The organism is Nocardia fodinahabitans (genome assembly GCF_052983615.1).
Window position 1 is genome coordinate 1,424,135 of sequence record NZ_JBRJJC010000001.1, and the last position, 20,928, is coordinate 1,445,062.

Here is a 20,928-nt window from a genome sequence, read left to right on the forward strand (position 1 = left end):
TCGAACTGCTCAGCCCTGACCTTGTTGAACTACCGTCGACAGTCATCCATCAGCAGACAATTGCCAAGTACAGGGGAGCCGTGTGCGACGGCCCGCCTATCGTCAGCGCCCGCCCCTGCCTCGCCGCGGAGAACGATGACGGGTGCCTCCCGGGTCTCAGCCGAACACCATCGAACGTCCAAGAGCAACGCCAACTCATCGGCTCTGTCCACCAGCGGTGCTGGTGCACCCGTCCCCGCCAAAGGGATCCCCTCCCGACCGACCGGTCGCGACTACGTCGCCGTCGTCGAGAGACGCGAGTGGGTTCTCGAAGAGGGCGATCACAGAGGTGGTTCGGTCCGCTTCCGCTGTCTGCATCTGCTTGTGCAGCGCAGCGATGTCCGCATCGGCAGCAGCAACCTCGGCACCGATGCGTCTCTGCACATCCAGCGAGGGCAAGGGGACGAGCAGCTTGCCGAGGTTGGCAGAGCTGATGGACGGGATCGTCGTGCCAGCTGCTTTGTTCTCGATCCAGGTCACCGTCGACGGCAGCGACAGGAACGCGACGAGATACTGCGGGTCGACCATGTTGGGGTTTCTCACACGCAACCGAAGCAATCCCGTCGCGAAAACCATCCCCTTCGCGCTGTGATCGGCGATCGCACAGGGACCAAGCGTTCCCGTTCTGGCACAAAGGATGTCGCCATCCTCGAGCTGGAACTTTCCCAGCCGTTGAGCGTCGTCTGGATGCATCCGCTTCGCATTCTCATCCAGGATGCCACGGTGTCGGAGCTGTGCGGGCGCGATCATCGCGACTCCGTCGTCGACGAACTCCAGGTCCTTGAAGAGGGCGTTCGAGGGTCCCGCTTGGATCGCGCACAAGACACTGAGCTGCTCAGCGTTTTCGGCGGCGCTTGCACCGGGAATCGGCCGGTAGTCGGCTGGGCTGAGCGAGAACTCGCGACGCTCGATGTCGGTGACGTCGGCAGCTACAGCAATCCCACCGCGACCAAGATCCTTCGGACGAAATTTCGTAGCACCCGAACGCCATTCGCGATAGCCATCAACCATTGACTGCACGTCCTGGTCGGTCAGATGCCGACGACCGGCCTTCTTCTCGCCCGCCGCGCGCGCGTCGATCAGCAGAACGGTAGCTCGGCCCTTCTTCTCGACTGCCGCGCCCACGTCAGTCTGGACAACGGAATCTGGGGCCTGCTCCGGTTTAACGAGGAACCAAACGCTTACCGGCACAGGTGTCGTCACGAACAGCCCCGGAGGCAGCGCAACGACACATTCCACGGCGCCTTCCTCGACCATGGCCCGACGAATGTCCGTCTCATCCTTGTTATCCGATGCAGCTGCTTGGTTCGGCATCACCACGCATGCGCGTCCCCCGTGCTTGAGCGACGCATACACCTGCTGGAGCCAGGCGAAGTTGCCGTTCTTCGCCGGTGGCGCGGAAAACGGCCAACCTTGTACTGGCACAGGCCATTCGGCGGAGTTCTTCTGGTTGAAGGGTGGATTGGTCAGGACGAAGTCGAAGGTCGGTGACGGATTGGCAACCTCACCAGGTACCAGGACATCGCCGGGTAGCAGGTCCGTGACTTCCGCGCCGTGGATGGCGATGTTCATCGCCGCTAGCCGCAGCTGCTCTGGATGGCGCCCGAATCCTGACGTTTCGACGCCGGCCACCGCAGACGCCGCCGCGGAGAGGAATTCACCGAAACGCAGGTATGGATCGTGGCAGCGGACCGGGCCGGTGACCTCGCCAAGCAGGATCTCGGTCGCCAGCCGAACAATGCTGGATGGTGTAAAGAATTCGCTGCTGTCGCGTTGACCCCAGTCCGCGAAACGATCGAGGATCGCTTGGAACGAGTCGCGGCCCAGATCATGACACGTCCGCTGGACCTGGGCGATGTCCTCGACCGAAACGGGCTGCAGTCGAGCGAAAACCGTTCGGATGCCCGGCAGCACGCCGTGCTCACGCAGGACGGTGTCAACGATTGCCCCGAGCGGGTCGAGCAGCTGCGCCGGGCTGCGTTGATCCTTGACGGCTTCGTTGACGAGGTCGGTGATGCGCGCCCACTGCCCGGGAGCGACGACACGGACGAAGACCAGGCAAAGCAGCAGCTGCAAGTAGTCCATCTGTGGTCCGCTACCACATACACGTTTGGCCAATGGCCCGTACAGTTCGGCTAGCACATCGGCCCGATCCGAACTCTGCCGAGCAGAACCATCGCCGCCGACCGACCGGTCATAGCCGCCAGCGCCTCGCTGACGGGAGTTCTGGACGATGCGCTCGGCATAGGTGCAGCCTTTCCTCTCGGTCGGCGACAGCTGGCCGTCGGGGATCCTGCGGTCCTTCATCCACTCGATCATTTCGGCGAGGACGAAGTACTCGCCCTCTTCTGACGATCGCGGACGAGGGAAGCTGGCATGCCGGCGCTTCCATGTCGACAGCAGCGACTTGTCGATCCCGGCCAGGGCAGCGATCTCTCGCCGCGACACCAAGCGGTTCGTTCTCATGGCCGGACCTCGAACACGAAGCGGATCATTGTCAGGGCGAAGACGGTCGCTGTGGCGCACCCCGCCGCCCCGAAAGCGGCTGCGGCTGCTAGCGAGCCACCATCAACAACTGTGAGGATTCCCGCGACGATGCCAACGATCACACCGAACAGGGTGGCCACCAGCATCAACAGGACTCGGACAGGACGGGACATCGAACTCCTCCGTATCACCTGAGCGAGATGCTCTCGCTTGTACAGGCACCACGCTATGCAGCACGAGCCCCACCACCAAGTGCGCATTGCCATGCGCAGATCACCATTTTCACGTCCAGCCGGAACCTCGGACATCACCACACGGCTGAAACATCCATACTGCCTGGCCAATTGCCTCATACGGATCACTCTAGTCGTCATGATCACCCCTGCAAACTGTCAACCTGGACTGTCATGGATGTGGAGGCGCTTTCGCAGGTGACATCGCACATGCACGACCAGCGGGCGGCGTCGGCGACGGCGGGGTTGACGGTGCCTGATCCCCACCTGTATCGCGACTGGTCGCGCATGCAAACCACCAATCGCACTGAGGCAGATCGCATCGAAACATCCTGCATAGCTGTCGATTACGATCGCCCATCTCGCGCGGTCCCCGTATAATCGGTCCGTGTCTACCGTCGAGCGGTGACGCGTGCAAGCACCGCCACTCGCAGGCCGCGGCCGTTCGGCCGGTGTGAAGAGTGCGCCGTCACCCGGCAAGTTCTCACAGGCGAGAGATGCTGCGGACTGAGGACCCAATCCGCTGCCGGGGAGCCTTGGCCTGTGGTTGGGTTGCCGGATGGGTTCACCAACGACGGTCGCCTACTCCACTGTCCGGCGAGGCCTTCGCCCTGCGCGCGTCGCGATTGTTTTCGACGGTGGAGACCACTGGTCGTACTGGGCCCGCCGGGCACTTCACCTTGCCAACATGACATGGGGCGGATCCGGATTCGCGCTTATACCCCATCACGAGGGCCACGTCGCGCGCGCCCTTCTGCGAGCATGCCGAACCTATGACCCGGACTACGTCGTGACGTTCCCCCGGGAAGTCCTCGACTACGAATACTTCCTGCCCGGAGCCCTGAAGATACGCGGCGCGGACAGTCAGCTCTTGACGGGCCGTGCCCGGTGGGAAGCGTTGACGGCGGACCACAACATGTTGGACGTGCATGTCGGGCTGGATTCACAGGCGCGTGATCAGGTGGCGGCGGTGTGCTCGCCGTACAGACGCGTCGGTGCCGACACCCGCAGAGAGGTCACCCACCGGTTCGGCGTTCCCAAATCAGAGTTCCCGGACGTGAATTTCATGGCGGGCGTGGCGGTCCTCAATTGCGTGCAATGCCCCCCGAATTGGGGCGGCCTGCTCGCAGTGGCCGTCGCCTCCCATGCCGGTCTGGTCGATGCACCGAATCCGGCGGCCACCGAGCCCTCCCTCGACGAACGCACCCGGCAGCGGCTTATCGAATTCTTGACCGGGACCCGAACACTTCCGCCTGACTTCCTGGCACGGCTTCCCCTCGACGGTGCCGACCTCTCGGACATCGGCTCTGCATGGGGCTACACCTCCACGGGCCTGTGCGAGATATCGTTGATGCACGAGGCGCAGCATCGGACATTGCTGGTCGTGGGTGACTCGGCGGAGGATTTCGCACTAGCTCGGCTATGGCAGCTGATCTACGGGCACGGAGTGTGGCTTCCCAGCCCCCTGCGCGGTGACCCCGACGCGATGCCGACCGCGCTGGTCGATGCCCTGGCCAAGATTTTCTACCTCTCGCGTTACAGGCCTGCAATGGTCACGGTGACCTCAGCATCGATGCCTGCGGCACAAGTGGACTCGGAGCTGGAGCGCTTCAGGGCCGGAGTGCGTGGCTGGCCGAACGGAGACCAGAATCCGGCCGAGATCAGCGAAGCTCTCACGGCTCAGGACTTGCCTTGGCCGCGACGCGCCACCAAACAACTCGCGGTGACCGAGCAGTTCGACGACCCGCTCAATATTCCGGTCGAGGTCGACGCCACTGGAACACGCACGATGTTGACACCGTTACCCCCGCCGCTCCTCGAGAACAAACAGGTGGCCTCCCAGAATGACATCACCTGGCACGTCGATATCACCTGGCTGGACGATCGATCGGTCGAGGGTGGGGACATGACCACTGGAGAGCTGTTGGCCCCCGAGGATGGGCTGCCGGTCACGCTGGTCCGTAGTGGCAGACACGGGCCCTCGTATCCGTCGAAACGATACGACCTTGTCCTGGGCGGCATCCCGACCCTCAATCGGCTCCCCCGCCCCAAACTCCGCGACCTGAGCCTGTCGGACTGGGTCGACGCGAAACTGGCTCAACACGATCTCACCAGCAGACTGAGTCCCGCAGGGCACCGCGCCGCGCAGCTGACACGCATGTTCGGCAGCCGCGACGCGGTAGTGGACCTGTTCGCTGGACCGCTACTGCCGGCCCTACGGAAAATGGACGCCAAACAGGAAAGCTCAACCGCCTGTTACCCGAATGACGAAGGGGTCAGAATCCGAGCACACTACGGGGTCCTGAACTTCTCGGGCTTTCACAACCTGTCGGCAGACGCCGCCGAGACCGATGTCAGGCACCGCCTTGACGCGGCACTGCAGGCAGGGGTGATTCGCCGCGGCCTCGTTCTCCAATGTGCTCTGTGCACCGAACTACAGTTCCAGCCCGTCGACCGACTGGGCCAGCGCTGGACGTGTGAACGCTGCGACACGGGCAACGAACTGAACCAACCAGCCTGGAAACTGCCACTGCAAGAACCTCGCTGGTACTACGACCTGCATCCAGTCGGCAGACAGCTCCTCGGTGACCACGGCGACGTCCCGATCGCCTTGGCAGCGTATCTATCTCACGAAAAGAGCTCACTCGGACCATACCAGGACCTCACCGAAGTCGAACTCGTCGGCAACCGCAAGGCCAGAGTGGAGCTGGATCTGGTCGCATACCAAGGCGGCATCCGAACCATCGCCGAAGCCAAGAGCGCCGCCCAGCTCTCGGGAAAGAACGTCGACCAACGTCGAGCCGAGGTCTCCAAGAAGTGCCAGGCCGCAGTCTGGCTCGAAGCAGACGAGCTGGTGTTCGCCACCTCCACGCCCGAGTGGACATCGGGCGCCGAGGCGGACATCCTTCGTGCCACACAGGCATTCGACTGGCCGGATATCGGGCCGCCGACAATACGTTTGATAGCTGGACTCGATCCCCAAGGCACTGTCACGTCGAAAACCCTCCCCCGACCGGGACCAAATCGTTCTTGAAGTCAAGAATGGTGTGCCCGGTCAGGGCTCCAGTGTTCTCGCTATGCCGCCAGTGACCTGCGGACTTCTGGCCTGAGTAGATAGATGCCGCGACGCGGGTCGAACGCGGTCTTCCGGCACGCCTGGGCGATGTTCGTCGCTCCGTCGAGCCGGTGAAGATTCATCGCCGCGTTCCGCAGCGTCGCCATGACCTGCGGTGTGGTCCCGGTCCTGACCGCGGACCCGATCCTCGTCATAGGCCACGTCACGGACATGATGGACCGCGTTCTCGATCCCCCAATGCATCCGCAACCATTTGACTATCTGTCGGGGTTTGGCGATCTCGAACGGTGCCGAGCAGATCGCGTAGACGACCTCGCGCAAGGTTTCCCCGGTCTTCACGATCACGCGTTCGCGCACCACGCGGATCGCTTGGCGGGCGTAGGGAAACCCGGTCTCGGCAGGCGCTGTCAGGATTTGAAAGGTTCTCATCGCCCTCGCCCTGCTCGCGACCCTCGATGCCGCCTGCGTCGGCGCCGACGACCTCGAGCACGCCACTGCCGAGGAATTCCGCAAACACCCCGATCACGCGATCATCAGTTTCCCCGGCTTGGCTGACCTCAGCGGAGCCCGCGTCCTCGCCGAGATCGGCGACGACCGAACCAGGTTCGCAGATGCCCGCGCGTTGAAGGCCTACGCCGGAACCGCGCCGGTCACCCGCGCGTCCGGGCGCAGCATCTCGATCACTTTCCGCCGGATCAAGAACGATCGTCTCGCCGCTGCGGGCTGGGTCTGGGGATTTTCAGCAGGCAGTCACGCCGGTCCCACCCGTGACCACTACCTATGCCGTCGCGCCCACGGCGACCGCCATTCCGCCGCGCTGCGGCGCCTCGTGAACAAGATGCTCGGCCAGCTCTACTACTGCCTCCAAAACCAGCAGGAATTCGATCCCCTCAAGGCCTTCGGCCAACCGGCCACACACGCTCCGGAACCTGTCGCATCCTGACACTTAGAAGCATCGGAGGTCTTCGATGTGCCCCGCCGGGGGCACGAGCCAGCGACCACAGCAGGTGCACGGCCGCGCCGACCAAACAGAATCCAGGACCAAAACGGGGGGTAAACGCGGGGCCAGACACAAAAATAGGTCAGGCCCGGTCCAAAGACCGGGCCTGACCTGCTATTTCTGTGGAGCTAAGGGGACTCGAACCCCTGACCCCCACACTGCCAGTGTGGTGCGCTACCAGCTGCGCCATAGCCCCGTGTTCTTTTGTTTCAGCCGCTCTCGCTGCTGCCTGAATGAAGTTACACCATGCTTCTCGGCGACAACAAATCGGCTGGTAGACGGCGGAAAAGTGGCGTTCTGGCCGGGGCGGGTGGGGCGTGCGTGGGCGGCGGGGAGGGTGGGGGCGGAGTAGAATGTGCCGAACCTCACGTGGGGTGTCAGGGGGCGAGGTTCACGACCCAGTTCGCGTCGGTCCAGTCGATCTTGGTGGTGCCGTCGTAGATGGCGGGGGTGGCGGCCTTGTTGCCGGTGCGGGCGTCGAGGTCGTCGAGGTTCCGCTTGGCGGCGGTGCGGGCGGCGTCGAGCTGGGTGCCGTTGGTGATGCACGGGCCGACCGACTCGGGGGCGCCGGATTCGATGGCCAGAGTGGCCAGGGCGGGGTTGCTCAGGTCGTCGCTACCCTCGTCGGGCTGCTCGGTGGTGAACAGGGCCTCGTGGAACTTGCTGTAGGTGGGGCCCGAACCGGTTTGGGCGACACAGAGATTCGCGGCGAACGCGCGGGTGGAGTAGTCCTCGCTCTTGGACTGGGCGTCGAGGAAGGTCACGAGGTGGTAGTTCACCGCCAGCTTGCCCTCGTCGATCTTCTGGGCGAGCTCCTGGCCGTAGGTGGTCTCCAGCACGCCGCAGGCGGGGCAGATCGGGTCCTCGAAGATGTCGATCGTCTTCGTCGCGTCGGGCTTGCCCAGGCGGATGACGCCCTCCGGCGTGGCCGTGACCTGCACGGCGGCGTCGCGCACTGCGCCGTAACCGTCGTTGCGCACCTCGGTGGGTGTCTGCTTGGTCCACTTGAACGCGGCGAACACGAGGAGCCCGATCACGACGACAGCCACCGCGGCCAAGGCGTAGGTGGTGTTGCTGGAAACGGGACGGGGATTGTGCTGGGAACCGGCGCTGCTCACCCGTCCACAATGCCTCGAGTGTCCGACGGCGTGCCGCCGGGGCGGTCGATAGCACCGCTGACCTGGGGAGCTATCGGGTCGGCGTGTCGGAGTCGAGCGGCTTGCTCAGCGGGACCAGGCCCGCGCGCACGACCGGCACGCCGTCGGGACAGCCGTCGCAGGTGCACTGCGGATCGATGCCGTCCCCGGCGTGGTCGAGGTGCTCCGGGTCCTCGGGGTGCCGGATGCGCGACGGCTCGGGCGTCAGCACCCAGACCGTCGCCGACACCGCGAGCACACCACCGGTGACCGCCATGCCCACCCCGAACGAGGTGTGCTCGGCGACCCAGCCGATCCCGATCGGCCCGAGCACCGTGCCCAGATCCGCCGCCATCTGGAACGCCGCCAGCACCGGCCCGCCGCGGGAGCGGGTCCCGATCACATCGGCCAGCGCCGCCTGCTGGGCCGGGCTGAACATGCCGGACCCGACGCCGGCCACGAACGACGCCGCCAGGAACCAGGGCAGCGAGGGCGCGAACCCGAGCACGCCGGTGCCCAGGGCGCAGATGGCCGACCCGGCGATCAGGAACGGTTTGCGGCCGAACCGGTCCGACAATCGGCCCGAGACGAACAGCACGGCGGCGTTGCCCGCCGCGAACACCGTCAGCGCCACGCCGGCCATGCCCGATTCCTGATGCAGGATCTCCACGACCAACAGCGGCACGAAGGCCATCCGCACACCGAACACCGCGGCACCACCGGCGAAACTCGACAGCAGGATCGCGCGGTAGGCGGGTTCGGACCACGCGTGCCGGAAGGTGAACGCCGGCCCCGCCGCGCTCTCCTCGGCCGCCAGCACCGGCGATTCCCGCAGGCCGAGGAACACGATGAGGCACACGATCAGCAGCGCGGCGGCGTAGATCAGGAAGGGCGCGCGCAGTCCGAGCCCGGCCAGCGCGCCGCCGACCAGCGGACCGAGCAGCGAGCCGATCAGGAAACTGGTGGAGTAGACCCCGGAGACCCGGCCGCGCGCGGAGGGCGGCGACACCCGGATGATCAGCGCCATCGACGACACCGTGAACATCGTCGACCCGATGCCACCGAGCGAACGCAGCAGCAGCAGTTGCCAATACGTCTGCGCCAGCGCGCACGCACCGGTCGACAGCGCGACGATCAGGATGCCCGCCAGATACACCCTTCGCTCGCCCAGCTTCTGCACCAGCCGACCGCTGGCCGGCGCGAACAGCAGCCGCATCAAAGCGAACGCGCTGACGATCGCCGACGCCGCCGCGATGCCGACGCCGAACTCGCGCGCGTACTGCGGCAGCACCGGGGCGACCAGCCCGAAACCGAGCGCGATGACGAACGCCGCCGCGATCAGGACCCAGATCTCGGCGGGTAGCCGGACCTTGGCGGGTGCGCTCACTCGCTCAGCGCCTGGGTCACCATCTCCTCGGCGGCGGCTTGCACCTGGGCCAGATGGTCGGCGCCGAGGAACGATTCGGCGTAGATCTTGTATTTGTCCTCGGTGCCCGACGGGCGGGCCGCGAACCAGGCGTTCTCGGTGGTCACCTTCAGCCCGCCCAGCGACGCGCCGTTTCCGCGCGCGGTGGTGAGGATGCCGGTGATCTCCTCGCCCGCGATCTCGGTGCCGGTGATGGCGTCCGGGGTCAGCGCGGCGAGCTTGGCCTTCTGCGGGCCGGTGGCCGCGGCGTCGATGCGCGCGTAGGCGGGGCTGCCGTACTGGCGTTCCAGCTCGCCGTAGCGGGCCGACGGCGTCTGCCCGGTGACGGCGGCGATCTCGGCGGCCAGCAGCGCCAGCAGGATGCCGTCCTTGTCAGTGGTCCACACGGTGCCGTCCATCCGCAGGAACGACGCGCCCGCGCTCTCCTCACCGCCGAATGCCAGGCTGCCGCTGAACAATCCGGGCACGAACCACTTGAAGCCCACCGGGACCTCGTAGACGTCGCGACCGAGCACGTTGACGACCCGGTCGATCATCGACGAGCTCACCACCGTCTTGCCGATCTTGGTCAGCGCGTCCCACCACATCCGGTTGGCGACCAGGTATTCGATCGCCACCGCCAGGAAGTGGTTGGGGTTCATCAGGCCACCGTCGGGGGTGACGATGCCGTGCCGGTCGGCGTCGGCGTCGTTGCCGGTGGAGATGTCGTAGTCGTCCTTGATGCCGACCAGCGCCGCCATGGCGTGCCGCGACGACGGGTCCATCCGGATCTGGCCGTCGCTGTCGAGGGTCATGAAACGCCAGGTCGGGTCGACGAACGGGTTGACCACCTCGAGTTCGAGATCGAAGCGCTGCCCGATCTCCTCCCAGTAGTCGACGCTCGCGCCGCCCATCGGGTCGGCGCCCATCCGGATGCCCGCGCCGCGGATCGCGTCCAGGTTCAACGCGTTCGGCAGGTCGGCGACGTAGTGGTCGAGATAGTCGTAGCGCTCGACATGGGTGCTCAGCGCCTGCACCAGCGGCACCCGCTTGACCTCGGCCAGGCCGCCGCGCAGCAGCTCGTTGGCGCGCGCGGCGATGGCGTCGGTGGCCTTGGTGTCGGCCGGGCCGCCGTGCGGCGGGTTGTATTTGAAGCCGCCGTCGCGCGGCGGATTGTGCGACGGGGTGACCACGATGCCGTCGGCCTGATGCTTGGTGCCGCCCCGGTTGTGCCGCAGCACAGCGTGACTCAGCGCCGGGGTCGGGGTGTAGCGGTCGCGCGCGTCGACCACCGCGGTGACATCGTTGCCCGCGAGCACCTCGAGCGCGGTGGTCCAGGCCGGCTCGGACAGCGCGTGGGTGTCGCGCGCGAGGTAGACCGGGCCGGTGATCCCGCGGGTCGCGCGGTATTCGACGATCGCCTGGGTGATCGCCATGATGTGCGCCTCGTTGAAGGCGCAATCCTCGCTCGAGCCGCGGTGGCCCGAGGTTCCGAAGACGACCTGCTGACTCGGTTCGGCCGGATCGGGGACACGGCTGTAGTACGCGGTGACCAGGTGGGCGATGTCCACCAGGTCGGTCGGGCGGGCGGGCCGTCCGGCGCGATCGTGGGCCATGGTGGGTGTTCCCTTCCGTGTCGGCTGCGCGCGGCTGGTCATGAGGATCATGCGCACAACCACTGGGTAAGGGACGCGGCGGCGTACACCGCGGCCAGGCTCGCCGCGACACTGATCACGACGTTGCCCACGGCATACACGTAGGCGCCCTCGGTCACCAGACGGACCGTCTCGTAACCGAACGTGCTGAACGTGGTCAGCGCGCCACAGAAGCCGGTTCCCGCGAAGGCCAGCAGCGTACTGCCCGCACTCGCGCCGATCAGACCACCGAGCAACGCCGAACCGACAATGTTAACGGCAAGCGTGCCCCACGGCAGCCCAGCGGGAAAGCGCGCGGACACCGACCGATCGACCAGGTAACGCGCCGGTGCGCCGAGCATTCCGCCTGCCAGGACCAGTGCCGTCGTCATGCCCGACCTCCCCGTCCCCGCGCCCAGATCTCGATCATCGGATGGCACCTTCCGTCGTCGGATTCATGTGGTCCGCCCCGCCACCCACCTGGTCGCGGCCATGGCCACGACGACAGCACCGAGCCCGGCGATCATCGACAGTCCGAGATAGGCCACCGCCGTGGCCACCGCACCGGTGTCGATCAGTCTACGAAGCTCGAGGGCGAAGGTGGAGAAAGTCGTGAACCCGCCCAGCACACCGATTCCCAGGAACGGGCGCACCAGTTTCGGCGCCGCCCACAGTTCGGTGATCGTCACCATCAGCACCCCGATCGCGAAGCAGCCGACCGCATTGACCGCCAGCGTCGACCACGGGAACTCCCCCGGCCGGACCGGCCACCACTGCGCCATGCCGAAACGCGCCGTCGCACCCAGGCCACCACCCACCGAGATCGCCGCCAGGACGGCCGGATCGAGCGCCGGGGGCCGCGATGCCATGCACTGCCCTCCCCTGCCGATCCGATAGTGGTCGTTGCTCATGGTATCGAGACGCACCGACAACCGGACGGGCGGTGGCCCGCAACGCCGTGGCGCACGTTGGCATCCCAGCGAACACCGCGTGCACCCGTGCGGGCGGTGCCGCCGCGGCACCGCCCCGACCACGACCCCACAGGTACGACAGCGATGACGGCGCCTGCGCACTCGGCGACAGACCGCGACGGTGACCGCCGCGAGCCGACGCAGGCAAACGTTCAGCACCTCGCCTCATGGACGCACATCGATGGCCCGGACCGATCCCGGTCCGGGCCATCGATGCTCACCGCGGCAGGTCAGTGCGCGAGCACCGGCTCACCTTCGGCCGGTGCGGGCACCGTGTTCGGCATGAGCACGCCGATCACGATCGCGCCGAGCACGAATGTCGCGGTCGCCCACCAGAAGCTGATGGTGTAGCTCTCGATCGCGCCCTGCGCCATGGTGAGCGGGCCGGGCTGGTGCGAGGACACGTAGTCGGTCATCGCCGAGGCCGCGATCGTGCTCAGCAGCGCGGTACCGATGGAACCGCCGACCTGCTGGCTGGTGTTGACCATCGCCGAGGCCACGCCGGCGTCGTCGTGGTGCACGCCGGCGGTCGCGCCCTGGAACGCCACCGACATCGCGCCACCGAGGCCGAGGCCGAGCAGGATCAGCGCAGGCAGGATGTGGGTGGCGTAACCGGTGTCGAGGCCGATCCGGGTCAGCCACAGCATGCCCGCCGCGGCGACCAGGAAGCCACCGCTGATGACGACCTTCGGCCCGACCTTCGGCAGCAGCAGCGAGGGCGCGGTGGTCGAAGAGGCCACCATGCCGGCGACCATCGGCAGGAACGCGACGCCGGTCATGATCGGCGAGTAGCCCAGGGTCAGCTGCATGTAGTAGGTGAGGAACAGGAAGATCGCGAACATCCCGATGCCCATGACGAACACGGTCAGGTAGGACCCGCCACGGGTGCGGTCGGCCACGATGCGCAGCGGCAGCAGCGGGTGCGCGACCCTGGTCTCGATCCAGGCGAACGCGGCGAGCAGCACCGTGCCGCCGATCAGGAAGGCCAGTGTGGACGGCGCGGTCCAGCCCTCGGACTCGGCCTGCGAGAAGCCGTAGACGATGCCGAACAGCGCGGCGGTGACGGCGATCGTGCCCGGCCAGTCCAGCTTGGGCCGGGTGGTCGAGGTGTGCTTGGCCAGCAGCAGCACCGCGCCGACCAGGGCGACGGCGGCGAAGATCAGGTTGACGTACATCGCCCAGCGCCACGACGCCCACTCGGTGAGCGCGCCACCGAGCAGCAGGCCGATGGCGCCGCCGGCACCGGCGACCGCGCCGAAGATGCCGAAGGCCTTGGCCCGCTCACCGGGTTCGGTGAAGGTGACCGTCAGCAGCGAGAGCGCGGCGGGCGCGAGCAGCGCGCCGAAGACACCCTGGCCGACACGGGCCGCGACGAGCATCTCGAAGCTGGTGGCCGCGCCACCGACCGCCGAGGCCAGCGCGAAGCCGATCAGGCCGATGATGAAGGTGTTGCGGCGGCCGAACAGGTCGCTGAGCCTGCCGCCGAGCAACAGCAGGCTGCCGAAGGCCAGCGCGTAGCCGGTGATGACCCACTGCCGGTCACCGTCGCCGAAGCCGAGGTCGGCCTGGGCCGCGGGCAGGGCGATGTTCACGATCGTCGCGTCCAGCACGACCATCAACTGGGCGATGCCGAGGACGGCAAGCACCCACCAGCGCAGGGCGTGCGACCCGCGGCGGCCGGTATCCGCGGCCGCGGGACTCTTCGTCCCGATGTCGAGTGTGGTGGTCATAACTCCCCTTGTAGGTCGGCTGGGTTCGGCGTGAGTGGCATAATCGGAGATATCGCCTCCGCTTCATTCGAAGCTACCAGAGTAACGGAGAAACCACCTCCGCTTAATCCCGTCGATTGGTAGGATGTACCTGTGAATCACGCCACCACGACTGCCACACCGCCCCGCCGACTGCGCGCCGACGCCGCGCGCAATCAGGCGCGCATCGTCGCGGCCGCGCGTGAACTATTCGCCGATCACGGCCTGGAGATCACCCTCGACGACGTCGCCGAGCGCGCCGGCGTCGGTGTCGGCACCGTCTACCGGCGCTTCGCGAACAAAAAGGAATTGATCTCCGAAGTCTTCGACCAGCACATGGTCGACTTCGCCGACGCCGCCGACGCGGCCATGAAGAACCCCGATCCATGGCTGGGGCTGGTGGAGTTCTTCGAGGACGCCTGCCGGCACCTGGCGACCAACCGCGGCTTCGGCGAGGTGATGCTCGAACTGGAGGAGGACCCGGCCCGCTTCGCGGAACTGCGCGACCGGATCCGCCCCTCGGTCACCGCGATCATCGAACGCGCGCGCGACGCGGGGGCCGTGCACCCCGACGTCACCACCACCGATTTCTTCGCCCTTATCCACATGGTGAACGCGTTCGCCGAGTTCGCCGGACCGGTGAATTCCGAAGTGTGGCAGCGCTATATGGCCATCACCCTCAACGGCGTGCGCACCGACGCCGTGCCGCGCAGGCCACTGCTCGTCGCCCCGCTGACCGATGACGAGGTCGAGCGCGCCAAGGCGGCAGGCTGCCTCGGCCGACGCCGCTGAGCTGTACTTCTCCCCCGCGAGCAGTAGCGCGCGTCACAGTCCATCCTTTACAGTTGGACACATGACCAAGAGCACCTGGGTGAACTGGGCGGGCGAGCAGCGCTGCTCACCCGCCGTCGTCGCCGCACCGCGTGGCGTCGAGGAACTGGCCGAGATCGTCACCGCGTCCGCCGCCGCGGGCCGGACCGTGCGTGTCGCGGGATCGGGCCATTCGTTCACCGACGCCGTGCTCACCAACGGCACCCTGATCGACCTCGGCGGCCTGGACCGCGTGCTCGACGTCGACACCGCGACCGGCCGGGTCCGCGTCGAAGCGGGCCTGACCCTGCATGCGGCGAGCCCGCTGCTGCACTCGCACGGCCTGGCCTTCCCCAACCTGGGCGATATCGACACCCAGACCATCGCGGGTGCGACCGCCACCGGCACCCACGGCACCGGCGCCAAGCTGCGGAATATCTCCGACGCGCTGCACTCGGTGGAGATCCTGCGCGCCGACGGCACGACGGTCGAGCTCAACGAGGAGACCGATCCCGACGCCTGGCGCGCGGCACGGGTCAGCATCGGCGCGCTCGGCATCGTCACCGCGGTGACCCTGCAGCTGGAGCCGTCGTTCGTGCTCGACCTCGTCGAGCGACCGGTCCCGATCGCCGACGTGCTCGCGAATCTCGACGAACTCGCCGACGGCAGCGACCATTTCGAGTTCTTCGCGTTCGCCCACGCCGACGTGGCGATGACCAAGTCGAGCAACCGCAGCACCGAGCCCGAGCAGCCGCGCGGCAAGGCGGGCGCCTGGCTCAACGACGTCCTGCTCTCGAATCATCTGTACGACACCCTGTGCAAGCTGGGCAGGCGGGTCCCCGCCACGGTCCCCGCGATCCACCGGCTCGCGACCAAGGCGGGCAGCAACAACCGCAAGATCGACCGGTCCTACCGGGTCTTCGCGACCCCACGCCTGGTGAAGTTCAACGAGATGGAATACGCCGTCCCGCGCGAGCACGCGCGCGCCGCGATCGGCGAGATCCTCGACGTGACAAAACAATTCGGCACCCCGATGCCGATCGAGGTGCGCTGGGTTGCTGCCGACGACGCGCTGCTGTCCCCCGCGGGCGGGCGCGAGACCTGCTACATCGCCGTCCACCAGTACGAGGGCATGGTGTGGGAACCCTACTTCCGCGCGTGCGAAGCGGTGTTCGACCGGTACCAGGGCAGGCCGCACTGGGGTAAGCGCCACTTCCAGACCGCCGAGACACTGCGCACCCGCTACCCCGAATGGGACCGCTTCGCCGAGGTGCGCCGCCGGTTCGATCCCACCGGCGTGTTCGCCAACGACTACGTGCACCGGGTGCTCGGTCCGCTGGGCTGACGGCGGCAGCTGCGGACATCCGCCGGACAACAGTGTCGCCGGTCGCCCCCACACCCGCCGGTGCGGATGGAATGATGGTCGGTGATACCCGAAGCGCCACAAGCACTTCGCCCCTGCGCCGAAAGGGCGACCATGGCCCACACTCCCAGCGTGTTGTTCGTCTGCGTCCACAATGCGGGTAGATCGCAGATGGCTGCGGGTTTCCTACGGGCGATGGCAGGCGATCGGATCGACGTGCGGACCGCGGGCAGCGACCCGGCGGCGGAGCTGAACCCCGCCGCCGTCGCGGTGATGGCCGAGATCGGCATCGACATCGCCGGTGAACGGCCCAAACCGCTCACCGACGACGCCGTCGGCCTGTCCGATGTGGTGGTCACTATGGGCTGCGGCGAGGTGTGCCCGTACTTCCCGGGGATCAGCTACCGGGACTGGGTGCTCGCCGATCCGGCCGGGCAGCCGATCGAGGTGGTCCGCAGCATTCGCGACCACCTGCAGATCCTGATCGGCAATCTCATCGCCGAACTGGTGCCGGTGCCCGCCCGCTGACAGCGACGTCCGATTCGTTCAAGACGACACCACACGCCCGTGCCTAGGCTGCGGATATGACTCCTCAGCTCGATGTCGTCTCGATCGTCGTCTCCGATATGGCCGCCTCGGTGGCCTTCTACCGCACACTAGGGCTCGTGTTCCCCGAGGGCGCCGAGTCCGAGGGCCACGCCGAGGCGCAAGTCGGCGGCGGCCTGCGCCTGGCGCTGGACACCGAACAGGTGATCGCCTCGTTCACCCCCGGCTGGCAGCCGCCGACCGGCCCCGGCCGCAGCGCGATCGCGTTCCGCTGCGCCGACCCAGCCGAGGTCGACAAGCTCTGGGCCGAGCTCGTCGACGCCGGCTACCACGGTGAACTCGCGCCGTGGGACGCCGTCTGGGGCCAGCGCTACGCCACGCTCGCCGACCCCGACGGCCAGGGCATCGACCTCTACGCCCCGCTGCCCAGCGAATAGGCCGACCAGCCGCCGGGATCGCGCTGACGCTGCTGATAGCGGCCCAGGATCTCGCGGACCTCGTCGCTGACCGGAGGCTCGCCGGTCAGCCTGGTCCACAGGTGGGTGTCGTGCTCGGTGAGCGTCACCGGTCCGGTCGCGGCGACCTCGACGACGAAGGTGAACTGTCGCGTCCGGGCGCCGCCGCCGGACAGGTAGTCGAATTCGCCCAGGTAGTCACTGATCCCGGTGACCCGCAGGCCGGTCTCTTCCAAGACCTCACGCGCCACCGCGTCGTCGAGCGACTCCCCTGGTTCCACGACCCCACTCGGCAGTTCCCAGCGACCACTCAGCGAATCCGATCGTCGGCGGCGGAGGATGAGCACCCGGTGGTGGCGGACGACGACCGCTCCGACGACAAGTCGACGGGCTTCGTCTCTTTCGGCCTCGATACGGAGCGTGGAGTACACGGATACGTCGATCATCGGGTTCACATCCTCTCGTCGGTGGTTCGGACTTGCCTGGCACATACGACGGGGCGTGCCCTCTGAGCGTAACTCGCCGGTACGACCTTGCCGAATGAGACTTTCCGGGCGGGGGCGGAGGGATCAACCCGCCCGCAGCGCACGTACTGAACATCCGGCCAGGTCACGGACTTCCCTGGACAGATGCGCCTGGTCGGCGAAGCCCGTGACCGCGGCGGTTTCCGCCGCCGGAATACCCGCGCGCACCGCCGCGAGCGCCCGCTGGAACCGCAGAATACGGGCCAGCATCTTGGGTCCGTAGCCGAACGCGGCCAGTGAGCGCCGGTGCAGCAAACGTGCGGACATCCCCGCCGAGGCCGCCGTCTGCGCTACCGTCGCACCCGCGGCGATGGTGTCGACGATCCCGGTGAGCGCCGGATCGGGCGGCGCCGCGTCGGCGGCGAATCGCAATGCGATCGATTCCAAGGCCGCGACGCGGTCGGGCGCGTTGTCCACCCGATCGACCAGCGGGCGGACCCGGCGGTCGGGGAAGAGGTCGGCCAGGTCGACCCGCTGATCGAGCAGTTCGACGGCGGGAATGCCCAGCAGCGCGGGCGCGGTGCCCGGCGCGAACCGGATGCCGACGAACTCCGCGGCCCTGGCGGTGGGCACGTGGACGGCGCGGCTGTCCGGACCGGCCACCATCAGCGTGCCCGCGGTCCAGATCAGGTCCATGCAGCCGTCGGGGAACACCGTGACCGGTCCGGTCGGCGCGGTCACCGCGCGCGTCCAGACGACGGCACGATCCAGCCGCGCCGCGCGTTCCCGGTATTCCGCCACGCCTTCGACGGTAACCCCGACCACCGACGAACCGCTCCGCCACCGGCCCGCCGTCGATACCCTGACGGCGTCGGGACAGTGAGGTCCCGTTTCGCGAAAGGACGCGGCCCATGCCAGCAGACGACTTGCTCGACACCGTCAACAGCGCCATCGAGGTGGCCGTGCCCGTGGCGGCGAACATGGGGGTCCGTGCGCTCGAGGTGCGGCGCGGCTACGCCGTCACCACCGTGCCGAGCGAGGGCAACGGCAATCACTTCGGCGCCATCTACGCGGGCGTGCAGTTCACCGTCGCCGAGGTGCTCGGCGGAGCGATCACCGCGGGCAGTTTCGACACCACGGCGTTCTATCCGCTGGTGAAGTCCTTCGACATCTCGTTCCGGGCGATGGCCCGCAGCGACCTGCGCGCGGAAGCCACCCTGAGCGAGGACGAGATCGCGCGGGTCAGCGCCGAGGCTGCGGCCAACGGCAAGGCCGATTTCGTCCTCGAGGCGGTCGTCACCGATGCCGCGGGCACCACGGTCGCCACCTCGCGCGGGCTCTACCAGCTGCGGGCCTTCGGTCGCTGACTCGTAGGGTCGCGGCATGACCGTGCTGCGTTCCGTCCTGCTGTTCGTGCTGGCCGCTGTCGCCGAGATCGGCGGCGCCTGGCTGATCTGGCAGGGCGTGCGCGAGCACCGGGGCATGGCGTGGATCGGCGCGGGCGTGGTGGCCCTCGGCCTGTACGGCTTCGTCGCGACCCTGCAACCAGACGCCCACTTCGGCCGCATCCTCGCGGCCTACGGCGGAGTGTTCGTCGCGGGTTCGCTGCTGTGGGCGATGGCGCTGGACGGCTTCCGGCCGGACCGCTGGGATGTCATCGGCGCGCTGGTCTGCCTGGTCGGGGTCGGCATCATCATGTACGTGCCGCGCGCGGTGAGCTGAGTGTGTCCCCGCGCGCGGATCCGACGAGGGCTGACCGACCCCCGGCGCAAGATCAGTCGTAAGATCTGGCGGCACAACGTTTCGGCTCGGCGGAGGGGTGGCTCCATGCAACCGGCAGGATCAGTGCAGCGGCCGCGCGTCGCGGGCTTTCCCGGCCCCGACATCGACGACGAACCCGACGTCTGGTCGGGCGCGGCGATCGACGACGACCGGATCAGAGCGCTCGCCGTCGGCGCCTACTACGGCCGCAGCTGGGGCGCGTACTGCGACGAGGTCGCCTTCCTGCCCGAGGAGGACGACAGCACCTCGACCCGGCGCGAGACCGCGATCGAGGGCCTGCACGAATCATGGGGCGTCGACAACGCCGACGACGCGCGCGACACCATCCGCAGACTGCTCGCCGGTATGCACGCGCCGCTGTTCGAGCTCGTCCACCCGCTGGCCGTGGCCGCGGCCACCGAGACCGGCCGGGTCGACCGCTCGGGCCTGGCCGACGAGCATCGCGAATTCCTGCACACACTCTCCGGTTTCCGCGGCTACCGCGGCCCCGCCGGCATCGACCGCGACTACGACGCCTGGCTGCAGGCCATCAAACTCGGCATCACCGAGAGCCTGCCGACGCCGCTGCAGACCGACGCCACCGCCTGGGACCTGGCCCGGCTGGTCTTCATCGCCCGCGCCGCCAGCACCGCCGGGTACCTCACCGAGGACGAGGCCTGGGAACACATGCTGACCGGCCTTGACCGCGCCCGCCAGCACTACCGCAACTGGCGGCAGTTCGGCGACGGCTTCCTCACCGGCGCCATCTTCTGGGCCGCCGCGCAGGACCTCTCGGCCGCCAGGACCCAGATCGCCGAACGCAGGCGGATGATCGCCGGGCTGCACCTGCGCCCGTCGAGCCCGTGGCGGCGGGTGGCCCTGCATCGGGGCGCGCCGGTGTTCAGCCCGGCATCGCCAGCATGATGCCCACGGCCTGACGCCGGAACGGATCGTCGGCGACCATCCCCAGCTTGCGCCGCTCCACCAGCAACTGCCATTCGCCGAACAGATCGGCCGAGGACGGCAGCGACGGCGAGATCGACCCGTCGACGTGCTCGATCTCGCAGGCCAGCCGCAGCGCCTCGGCGACCCGGCCGAAGTCCGCGGGCTCCCAGTCGAGGAAGTCCAGGTCGCTGCCGGCGCCCGACACGCGCAGCGTCACCACCTGTCCCGGCGCGGTGCGCACCTCGGCGCCGGTGAGCACGGCGACCGGGAACTCGTAGATCGCCCACGCCGAGACGAACAGCAACCGCAGCGTGGTGATCGCGACCAGCCCCGGCGCGCCCTCGTGTCCCGCCTGGGCCAGCTCGAGCACGTATTCGTCCGGGCGGGCGCAGCCGTGCAGGATGTCGATCTCGCGGACCGAGTTGCCCGCGAAGCGCATCCGGCCCGCCGCGGCCGAGACGTCCGGGCGCCGCGGACCGTTCGGGCCGGGAACCGGGCGCGGCGGTACGAGATTCGGGCGCGGCGGGAACACCCGGCGCAGGCTGATGAGATCGCGTTCGACCGCCCGGACCAGCACCTGCACCTGCTCGCGCAGCCCGGTCTCGAGGAACACCGGCACCGGATGCCGGTCGGTCGCCGAACCGTTCACGCGGAACTCCGACGACCGGAAGAACAGCAGCATCGCCAGCTGATCGTCCTCGGTGCTCGCGAGCGCGATCCTGGCCAGCTCGGCCACCGCGACATCGAGCGCGGCCTCGTTGTCGGCCCGCAGCGGTGTCGTCACCAGCCGGCCGTCCGCGTACCGCACAGCGACGCGCGCACCCCACACCTCGATCACCGCCACATCCCTCCTGG

The 20,928-nt window shown here is 67.8% G+C and carries 21 protein-coding genes and 1 tRNA gene; 9 read left to right on the forward strand and 13 right to left on the reverse strand.

What is annotated here, in order from left to right:
- Nucleotides 1-195: 195 nt before the first annotated feature.
- Nucleotides 196-2,505 (reverse strand): N-6 DNA methylase, encoded by a 2,310-nt coding sequence (locus tag NV348_RS06790; protein WP_447146230.1) that lies wholly within the window; start codon nucleotides 2,503-2,505, stop codon nucleotides 196-198.
- Complete coding sequence (locus NV348_RS06795) at nucleotides 2,502-2,879, reverse strand: hypothetical protein (RefSeq protein WP_447146231.1); 378 nt, start codon at nucleotides 2,877-2,879, stop codon at nucleotides 2,502-2,504. The genes NV348_RS06790 and NV348_RS06795 overlap by 4 nt, the downstream gene beginning before the upstream one ends.
- 670 nt (nucleotides 2,880-3,549) lie before the next feature.
- On the opposite strand from NV348_RS06795, the gene NV348_RS06800 reads away from it, so the two are divergent.
- Entirely contained in the window at nucleotides 3,550-5,793 is a 2,244-nt protein-coding gene (locus NV348_RS06800) for a hypothetical protein (RefSeq protein ID WP_447146232.1), read from the forward strand.
- Nucleotides 5,794-5,814: 21 nt separating this feature from the next.
- Here NV348_RS06800 and NV348_RS06805 read toward each other — a convergent pair whose 3' ends face one another.
- Nucleotides 5,815-6,264 carry a hypothetical protein gene (locus NV348_RS06805; protein ID WP_447146233.1) on the reverse strand — a complete coding sequence of 150 codons (450 nt, stop codon included), beginning with the start codon at nucleotides 6,262-6,264 and terminating at the stop codon, nucleotides 5,815-5,817.
- 103 nt (nucleotides 6,265-6,367) lie between these two features.
- On the opposite strand from NV348_RS06805, the gene NV348_RS06810 reads away from it, so the two are divergent.
- Nucleotides 6,368-6,778, forward strand: coding sequence for a transposase (locus NV348_RS06810; protein ID WP_447150962.1), 411 nt, complete (start codon nucleotides 6,368-6,370; stop codon nucleotides 6,776-6,778).
- Nucleotides 6,779-6,958: 180 nt separating this feature from the next.
- Here NV348_RS06810 and NV348_RS06815 read toward each other — a convergent pair.
- From NV348_RS06815 to NV348_RS06845, 7 genes are all read right to left on the reverse strand, one after another.
- Nucleotides 6,959-7,031, reverse strand: a tRNA-Ala gene (locus tag NV348_RS06815).
- A gap of 181 nt (nucleotides 7,032-7,212) precedes the next feature.
- A complete protein-coding gene (locus tag NV348_RS06820) occupies nucleotides 7,213-7,953 on the reverse strand; it encodes a DsbA family protein (RefSeq protein ID WP_447146234.1) in 741 nt (246 codons plus the stop codon).
- Between the two features lie 70 nt (nucleotides 7,954-8,023).
- Nucleotides 8,024-9,358 carry an MFS transporter gene (locus tag NV348_RS06825; protein WP_447146235.1) on the reverse strand — a complete coding sequence of 445 codons (1,335 nt, stop codon included), beginning with the start codon at nucleotides 9,356-9,358 and terminating at the stop codon, nucleotides 8,024-8,026.
- A complete protein-coding gene (gene pgm, locus NV348_RS06830) occupies nucleotides 9,355-10,992 on the reverse strand; it encodes a phosphoglucomutase (alpha-D-glucose-1,6-bisphosphate-dependent) (protein ID WP_447146236.1) in 1,638 nt (545 codons plus the stop codon). The genes NV348_RS06825 and pgm overlap by 4 nt, the downstream gene beginning before the upstream one ends.
- Nucleotides 10,993-11,039: 47 nt before the next feature.
- Entirely contained in the window at nucleotides 11,040-11,402 is a 363-nt protein-coding gene (gene crcB, locus NV348_RS06835; RefSeq protein WP_447146237.1) for a fluoride efflux transporter CrcB, read from the reverse strand.
- A 63-nt stretch (nucleotides 11,403-11,465) separates the two neighbouring features.
- Nucleotides 11,466-11,879 carry a fluoride efflux transporter CrcB gene (gene crcB, locus NV348_RS06840; protein ID WP_447146238.1) on the reverse strand — a complete coding sequence of 138 codons (414 nt, stop codon included), beginning with the start codon at nucleotides 11,877-11,879 and terminating at the stop codon, nucleotides 11,466-11,468.
- Between the two features lie 332 nt (nucleotides 11,880-12,211).
- Nucleotides 12,212-13,711 (reverse strand): MFS transporter, encoded by a 1,500-nt coding sequence (locus NV348_RS06845; protein ID WP_447146239.1) that lies wholly within the window; start codon nucleotides 13,709-13,711, stop codon nucleotides 12,212-12,214.
- A gap of 132 nt (nucleotides 13,712-13,843) precedes the next feature.
- Here NV348_RS06845 and NV348_RS06850 point away from each other — a divergent pair, with 132 nt between their 5' ends.
- From NV348_RS06850 to NV348_RS06865, 4 genes are all read left to right on the forward strand, one after another.
- Nucleotides 13,844-14,521 (forward strand): TetR/AcrR family transcriptional regulator, encoded by a 678-nt coding sequence (locus NV348_RS06850; RefSeq protein ID WP_447146240.1) that lies wholly within the window; start codon nucleotides 13,844-13,846, stop codon nucleotides 14,519-14,521.
- A 61-nt stretch (nucleotides 14,522-14,582) separates the two neighbouring features.
- Nucleotides 14,583-15,884, forward strand: coding sequence for a D-arabinono-1,4-lactone oxidase (locus NV348_RS06855; RefSeq protein ID WP_447146241.1), 1,302 nt, complete (start codon nucleotides 14,583-14,585; stop codon nucleotides 15,882-15,884).
- Nucleotides 15,885-16,016: 132 nt separating this feature from the next.
- Nucleotides 16,017-16,430 (forward strand): arsenate reductase ArsC, encoded by a 414-nt coding sequence (locus tag NV348_RS06860; protein ID WP_447146242.1) that lies wholly within the window; start codon nucleotides 16,017-16,019, stop codon nucleotides 16,428-16,430.
- A gap of 56 nt (nucleotides 16,431-16,486) precedes the next feature.
- Nucleotides 16,487-16,885 (forward strand): VOC family protein, encoded by a 399-nt coding sequence (locus NV348_RS06865; protein WP_447146243.1) that lies wholly within the window; start codon nucleotides 16,487-16,489, stop codon nucleotides 16,883-16,885.
- Here the strand turns inward: NV348_RS06865 and NV348_RS06870 are convergent.
- Together NV348_RS06870 and NV348_RS06875 are read right to left on the reverse strand one after the other, a co-directional pair.
- Nucleotides 16,861-17,349 (reverse strand): NUDIX hydrolase, encoded by a 489-nt coding sequence (locus tag NV348_RS06870; RefSeq protein WP_447146244.1) that lies wholly within the window; start codon nucleotides 17,347-17,349, stop codon nucleotides 16,861-16,863. The two genes, NV348_RS06865 and NV348_RS06870, sit on opposite strands and share 25 nt — an antisense overlap.
- 123 nt (nucleotides 17,350-17,472) lie before the next feature.
- Nucleotides 17,473-18,168 carry a DUF6597 domain-containing transcriptional factor gene (locus NV348_RS06875; protein ID WP_447146245.1) on the reverse strand — a complete coding sequence of 232 codons (696 nt, stop codon included), beginning with the start codon at nucleotides 18,166-18,168 and terminating at the stop codon, nucleotides 17,473-17,475.
- A 110-nt stretch (nucleotides 18,169-18,278) separates the two neighbouring features.
- Between NV348_RS06875 and NV348_RS06880 the strand changes: the two genes are divergently transcribed.
- The 3 genes from NV348_RS06880 (at nucleotide 18,279) to NV348_RS06890 (ending at nucleotide 20,052) form a co-directional block, all read left to right on the forward strand.
- Nucleotides 18,279-18,734 (forward strand): DUF4442 domain-containing protein, encoded by a 456-nt coding sequence (locus NV348_RS06880; protein ID WP_447146246.1) that lies wholly within the window; start codon nucleotides 18,279-18,281, stop codon nucleotides 18,732-18,734.
- A gap of 16 nt (nucleotides 18,735-18,750) precedes the next feature.
- Complete coding sequence (locus NV348_RS06885) at nucleotides 18,751-19,089, forward strand: YnfA family protein (protein ID WP_447146247.1); 339 nt, start codon at nucleotides 18,751-18,753, stop codon at nucleotides 19,087-19,089.
- A gap of 105 nt (nucleotides 19,090-19,194) precedes the next feature.
- Nucleotides 19,195-20,052, forward strand: coding sequence for a DUF1266 domain-containing protein (locus NV348_RS06890; RefSeq protein ID WP_447146248.1), 858 nt, complete (start codon nucleotides 19,195-19,197; stop codon nucleotides 20,050-20,052).
- Here the strand turns inward: NV348_RS06890 and NV348_RS06895 are convergent.
- Entirely contained in the window at nucleotides 20,030-20,917 is an 888-nt protein-coding gene (locus NV348_RS06895) for a hypothetical protein (RefSeq protein ID WP_447146249.1), read from the reverse strand. The genes NV348_RS06890 and NV348_RS06895 overlap by 23 nt on opposite strands.
- Between the last annotated feature and the right edge of the window lie 11 nt (nucleotides 20,918-20,928).

What these genes read in the sequence shown, in the direction of transcription:
- NV348_RS06790 (WP_447146230.1), bottom strand. Translation starts at nt 2,505, where the DNA reads ATGAGAACGAACCGCTTGGTGTCGCGGCGAGAGATCGCTGCCCTGGCC.
- NV348_RS06795 (WP_447146231.1), bottom strand. Translation starts at nt 2,879, where the DNA reads ATGAGGCAATTGGCCAGGCAGTATGGATGTTTCAGCCGTGTGGTGATG.
- NV348_RS06805 (WP_447146233.1), bottom strand. Translation starts at nt 6,264, where the DNA reads ATGAGAACCTTTCAAATCCTGACAGCGCCTGCCGAGACCGGGTTTCCC.
- pgm (WP_447146236.1), bottom strand. Translation starts at nt 10,992, where the DNA reads ATGGCCCACGATCGCGCCGGACGGCCCGCCCGCCCGACCGACCTGGTG.
- crcB (WP_447146237.1), bottom strand. Translation starts at nt 11,402, where the DNA reads ATGACGACGGCACTGGTCCTGGCAGGCGGAATGCTCGGCGCACCGGCG.
- crcB (WP_447146238.1), bottom strand. Translation starts at nt 11,879, where the DNA reads ATGGCATCGCGGCCCCCGGCGCTCGATCCGGCCGTCCTGGCGGCGATC.
- NV348_RS06845 (WP_447146239.1), bottom strand. Translation starts at nt 13,711, where the DNA reads ATGACCACCACACTCGACATCGGGACGAAGAGTCCCGCGGCCGCGGAT.
- NV348_RS06855 (WP_447146241.1), top strand. Translation starts at nt 14,583, where the DNA reads ATGACCAAGAGCACCTGGGTGAACTGGGCGGGCGAGCAGCGCTGCTCA.
- NV348_RS06860 (WP_447146242.1), top strand. Translation starts at nt 16,017, where the DNA reads ATGGCCCACACTCCCAGCGTGTTGTTCGTCTGCGTCCACAATGCGGGT.
- NV348_RS06865 (WP_447146243.1), top strand. Translation starts at nt 16,487, where the DNA reads ATGACTCCTCAGCTCGATGTCGTCTCGATCGTCGTCTCCGATATGGCC.
- NV348_RS06870 (WP_447146244.1), bottom strand. Translation starts at nt 17,349, where the DNA reads ATGATCGACGTATCCGTGTACTCCACGCTCCGTATCGAGGCCGAAAGA.
- NV348_RS06880 (WP_447146246.1), top strand. Translation starts at nt 18,279, where the DNA reads ATGCCAGCAGACGACTTGCTCGACACCGTCAACAGCGCCATCGAGGTG.
- NV348_RS06885 (WP_447146247.1), top strand. Translation starts at nt 18,751, where the DNA reads ATGACCGTGCTGCGTTCCGTCCTGCTGTTCGTGCTGGCCGCTGTCGCC.
- NV348_RS06890 (WP_447146248.1), top strand. Translation starts at nt 19,195, where the DNA reads ATGCAACCGGCAGGATCAGTGCAGCGGCCGCGCGTCGCGGGCTTTCCC.